This is a genomic window from Bacillus sp. JJ1764, from assembly GCF_036962145.1.
Taxonomy (GTDB): domain Bacteria; phylum Bacillota; class Bacilli; order Bacillales; family Cytobacillaceae; genus Neobacillus.
In genome coordinates, this window is the sequence record NZ_JBALNY010000198.1 from 2649 (window position 1) to 6476 (window position 3828).

The 3828-nt window shown below is 37.1% G+C and carries 8 protein-coding genes; 6 read left to right on the forward strand and 2 right to left on the reverse strand.

What is annotated here, in order from left to right; genetic code table 11:
* Window positions 1-13: 13 nt before the first annotated feature.
* On the reverse strand, window positions 14-778 hold the full coding sequence (locus V7083_RS21455) for an SDR family oxidoreductase (RefSeq protein ID WP_335481882.1): 765 nt from the start codon (window positions 776-778) through the stop codon (window positions 14-16).
* A 178-nt stretch (window positions 779-956) separates the two neighbouring features.
* Between V7083_RS21455 and V7083_RS21460 the strand changes: the two genes are divergently transcribed.
* The 5 genes from V7083_RS21460 to V7083_RS21480 all read left to right on the forward strand — a co-directional run bounded on the left by V7083_RS21460 (window position 957) and on the right by V7083_RS21480 (window position 2892).
* The gene (locus V7083_RS21460; RefSeq protein ID WP_335481885.1) at window positions 957-1199 is read left to right on the forward strand and encodes a spore germination protein; all 243 of its coding nucleotides are present in this window, start codon (window positions 957-959) and stop codon (window positions 1197-1199) included.
* Between the two features lie 17 nt (window positions 1200-1216).
* Window positions 1217-1459 carry a spore germination protein gene (locus V7083_RS21465; protein ID WP_335481888.1) on the forward strand — a complete coding sequence of 81 codons (243 nt, stop codon included), beginning with the start codon at window positions 1217-1219 and terminating at the stop codon, window positions 1457-1459.
* Between the two features lie 19 nt (window positions 1460-1478).
* Window positions 1479-1955 carry an Hsp20/alpha crystallin family protein gene (locus V7083_RS21470; RefSeq protein WP_335481891.1) on the forward strand — a complete coding sequence of 159 codons (477 nt, stop codon included), beginning with the start codon at window positions 1479-1481 and terminating at the stop codon, window positions 1953-1955.
* 76 nt (window positions 1956-2031) lie between these two features.
* A complete protein-coding gene (locus V7083_RS21475; RefSeq protein ID WP_335481894.1) occupies window positions 2032-2496 on the forward strand; it encodes an Hsp20/alpha crystallin family protein in 465 nt (154 codons plus the stop codon).
* Window positions 2497-2505: 9 nt separating this feature from the next.
* Window positions 2506-2892: a hypothetical protein gene (locus V7083_RS21480; RefSeq protein WP_335481897.1), complete on the forward strand. Its 387-nt coding sequence runs from the start codon at window positions 2506-2508 to the stop codon at window positions 2890-2892.
* A 115-nt stretch (window positions 2893-3007) separates the two neighbouring features.
* Here V7083_RS21480 and V7083_RS21485 read toward each other — a convergent pair whose 3' ends face one another.
* Window positions 3008-3481, reverse strand: a complete 474-nt coding sequence (locus tag V7083_RS21485) for a FixH family protein (protein ID WP_335481900.1) — start codon at window positions 3479-3481, stop codon at window positions 3008-3010.
* A gap of 86 nt (window positions 3482-3567) precedes the next feature.
* Between V7083_RS21485 and V7083_RS21490 the strand changes: the two genes are divergently transcribed.
* Window positions 3568-3813, forward strand: coding sequence for a DNA alkylation repair protein (locus tag V7083_RS21490; protein ID WP_335481903.1), 246 nt, complete (start codon window positions 3568-3570; stop codon window positions 3811-3813).
* Window positions 3814-3828: the final 15 nt, after the last annotated feature.

The window sequence follows — 3828 nt, forward strand, 5'->3', positions numbered from 1 at the left end:
TTTCATACTATAGCTACTTTTTAAATACTTTCCCTAACACATCTATTCCACCGGTTACCGGAATAATACTTCCTGTTATAAAATCAGATTTTTCGTCAATTAAAAATGCGATGGTTCTGGCGATATCCTCTCCCGTTCCTTCTCTTGAGGGCAACCGACTTTCGGAAATGGCATCTTGTATGGATTTTTCTTTCCATTCATTCACGATATCTCCGGGACTAACCATATTGGCTGTGATTCCATTCTCTGCCTCTTCCATTGCAATCGTTCGCGTTAAAGAAGCTAACCCTGTTTTGGCTGCTGCAAAGGCTGAACGGTACATCCAACCTGGAGAAGTTTCCACTCGATCAAAACCAAGGGTAATGATCCTCCCCCATTTCTGTCTTCTCATTGATGGAATAATGAGCTTGGTTAAATAAAAAACAGAATGCAAATTACCTTGCATGATATAATTCCATTCTTCGAAAGAATAATCGGTCAGTTTTTTTCGCTCATGTATGTACGGTCCGGCATTATGGATTAAAATATCTATACTTTCAAAATGGGCTAATGCTTCATCGACTACTCGCCTGCAATCCTGTTGATCCGCCACATCCCCCCGAATTGCCATATTTTTTGTCCCATAACAATCGGTTAATTGATCTGCTAGTGCAATCGCTTCCGATTCACTCTTTCTATAGTTAATAACCAGCTGGATACCTAATTCTGCCAGTGTCATGGCCGTTCTTTTGCCAATGCCGGACGCTCCCCCTGTAATTAATGCCGTTTTGTTTTTCACAGACATTACCTCTCTACTTAAAAATTTCTCCCTAACCCCATGTTAAAAAGATTTAATCTGATATGCAAATATTTACTTATATATTTATGTACATCCTCTCATAGGATATCCCAATTATTAATAACCCATGGGCATTCATTTGCATATGATGAGATATCAAAGTAAAGGATGTGACAGCATGCAGACTGTGATCAATATTTTCAGCCTGAAAATTAACAGTGTTTCTAATAATGGGTCTGTCAACATCGGCGACGCACTTCATAATGCTCACACAGCCAACACTAAATCTCAAGGGCAAAATTCCTCATTTGGAGATTTTGCACCTCCAACAGCGGCTATGGAAAATGTGTTTATTGATCCGGATATCAATGATATGGGAGATATCGCCAATCCATCAAATGTCTTCTCTAATCCCATATAAAGGACTGAGACATAATCATGCCTTTTCAAATAAATATATTTAATATTAAAACAAATGCCATTAACAATAATGGCAGTATTGATCTTGGACCAATTGTTCACAACTCACATACTTCTAACCAAAAACTAATTGGTACTAATATAGCTTTCGGTGATTTATCCCCGTCAACCTCAGGCCATCTAAATGGATACACCGATATTGACATTACCGATCAAGACCAAATTGCAAACCCGTCGGCACCAATTCTAAATCAAATTTAAAGAGAAAGGGAGTGTGATCATGTTCCCTTGGAATATGTTCCCATTTAATAAAGAAATTAGGGATTCATTACAAAAAATGAATCCCGGGGAAATAGATAAATACGTTCAAGATATTATAGGTAAAGTTATGCCCAATAATATGGGTGGAATGATGAATCCGCAGGATATGTTCAGCAACTTTACCTCTTCCACCGCTCAACGAAGCTCTCAAACTGATACATTAAATTCCTCTGCCTTTGAGACTCATGATTATGTTTTTGTTAGAATTCCCTTAAAAGATGAAGAATGGGTGAAGAAACTTCGGCTCTACCACACATCCAATCAGTTAATTATTGAGCGAGTACCAGAGGATGATGATAAACACACCATAACTCTTCCGGCAATCGTTAAAAAGAAAGGCGCGATCGCAAATTATAAAGACGGAATACTTGAAATAAAAATACCTAAAAATGTGGATATGCAGTTTTCCCAAATCGACGTGACTGAAATTTTATAAACCGTCTTTTTTTTTGCATGTTTTTATGAACGATTAATAATATGAATTAATAAGTCTACGCCTAAGGGGTGAAAAAATGGAAATCGATAAATTTAAACACTGGATGGATGTGGCCCAGAAGTTTCAAACCGAAACATTTTGGAATAAAATATTCGATACTCAACAGAAAAATCCTTCCCCCATTTCCCCTACATCATCCATCAACGATTTCTTTCCAAAATGTGATTTATTTGAAATAGATAAGAAACTGGTGGTTGAAGCAGAAATTCCTGGCATTTCCCGAGAAAACCTTCGTATTTCTATTCAGCAACAGGTGCTCACGATCACCGGGGAATTTATATCGTTACAGTCAAATTGCAAATATTATGTCAAAGAACGCATGAATCGAAAATTTAAAAAGGAACTAACGTTGCCTTATCCAATTTTAATTCAAAAGGTAAAAACTGAGATTCAACAAGGTATTTTATATATTATGATGCCAATCAATGAGGAAGAAGTAGAAGATATCCCGATTTCCGTTAACCCAACGTCTAATGAATAGAGGGATCTGATGCGTTTCTTCATTCGATTTTTCACCACGAACAAAACATACTCCCAAAAATTCACGGTATTAGAGCAGAAAATAGCTGAGTTGGAATCAAGCCTTAAAGAAGTCAAGTCCAAAAGGGACCCGCCTTTAAACCCAAAGAAAGAAACAGAGTCGATCCCGGTCATTCATGTAAATCATCTAACTGTAGAGAACATCAATATCGAAAAGCTAGATTATGCCAATAATTTTGGTCAATTGGGGATAAAGGAATTATCAGGAAAATTAAACATTGGCACATCCTACGAAGGAGAATTTTCAAAGGAAATAAGTGATAAGGTTAATCAATATGTGGATGAAAAACTAGGAAAAAAAACAAAAGTGAACATGAGAGCAAAAAAAGATAAGTAAAAGAGGGGGCTAATATTTGATGCTCCCTCTTTGAAGTTCATTTTACTAGTCTGATTTTGCTACAATCAACTAGTGTTAAATTAGTTTACATTTGTATTCCTTTTGTTTGTAGTCCTTAATGCCCTTCATCTTGATCCATTTCCATGTTATCCATAGTCCCTTGTGTGGATGGTGCTTCCGGTTCACTCGGGGTTCCAACGGTAAATTCTGTTTTAGGCATGTTATGCATATTTCTGGCGGTAACATGGGAAACGAAATAGTATGTCCCTTCTTGGGTAAATGATTTTTCCAGCCGATAAATGCCGTTTTCAGCATGCTTAACTTTAATCTTCTCATGATTTTCATCCTTTGACCGCCAAATCTCAAAGACCACTTCATCCGCATCCGTTACCGCTTCACTCCCTTGGGTCACTTTTGCTTCGAACGTGACTTGTTGATTCGGTTCAGCCTTATCTGGATTTACAGATAAATGAACCTCTACCATCTCTGGCATCTTACCACTATCTTCCTTTTTAGTAGTATTTCCGCAGGCAGCTGCCGAAATAATAAATAGAAATGAAATAAGTCCAATAATAAGTTTTTTGACCATTCAATCTCCCTCCATTTGCATTGTTACATATTTACCTACGCAATTGCAAAAAATAGATTCAAAATACACTTGGAAAGGAGCACTATATGGATACCCCATATCGCTGTCCAAATTGTAAAACAAATCGTAGCCGTTTCAATATTATTGAACAAGTATCCCATTCTGTAAAACTTGACCCTGCTACAGGTTCTGTTATAAAAGAATATGAAAAAGGTGAACTTGAACCGTTTCATCGGGCCTACAACGGGCCAGATTATCGGATTCAATGCGGAGTTTGTGGATTAGTAGAGGATGAACTTACATTTGCAAAATTTGGTGAACAGCCAATGTAAAGCATACAAAAAACA

Coding starts and splice junctions, on each gene's coding strand:
- V7083_RS21490 (WP_335481903.1), top strand. CDS start 3,568: ATGGATACCCCATATCGCTGTCCAAATTGTAAAACAAATCGTAGCCGT.
- V7083_RS21480 (WP_335481897.1), top strand. CDS start 2,506: ATGCGTTTCTTCATTCGATTTTTCACCACGAACAAAACATACTCCCAA.
- V7083_RS21470 (WP_335481891.1), top strand. CDS start 1,479: ATGTTCCCTTGGAATATGTTCCCATTTAATAAAGAAATTAGGGATTCA.
- V7083_RS21465 (WP_335481888.1), top strand. CDS start 1,217: ATGCCTTTTCAAATAAATATATTTAATATTAAAACAAATGCCATTAAC.
- V7083_RS21460 (WP_335481885.1), top strand. CDS start 957: ATGCAGACTGTGATCAATATTTTCAGCCTGAAAATTAACAGTGTTTCT.
- V7083_RS21485 (WP_335481900.1), bottom strand. CDS start 3,481: ATGGTCAAAAAACTTATTATTGGACTTATTTCATTTCTATTTATTATT.
- V7083_RS21475 (WP_335481894.1), top strand. CDS start 2,032: ATGGAAATCGATAAATTTAAACACTGGATGGATGTGGCCCAGAAGTTT.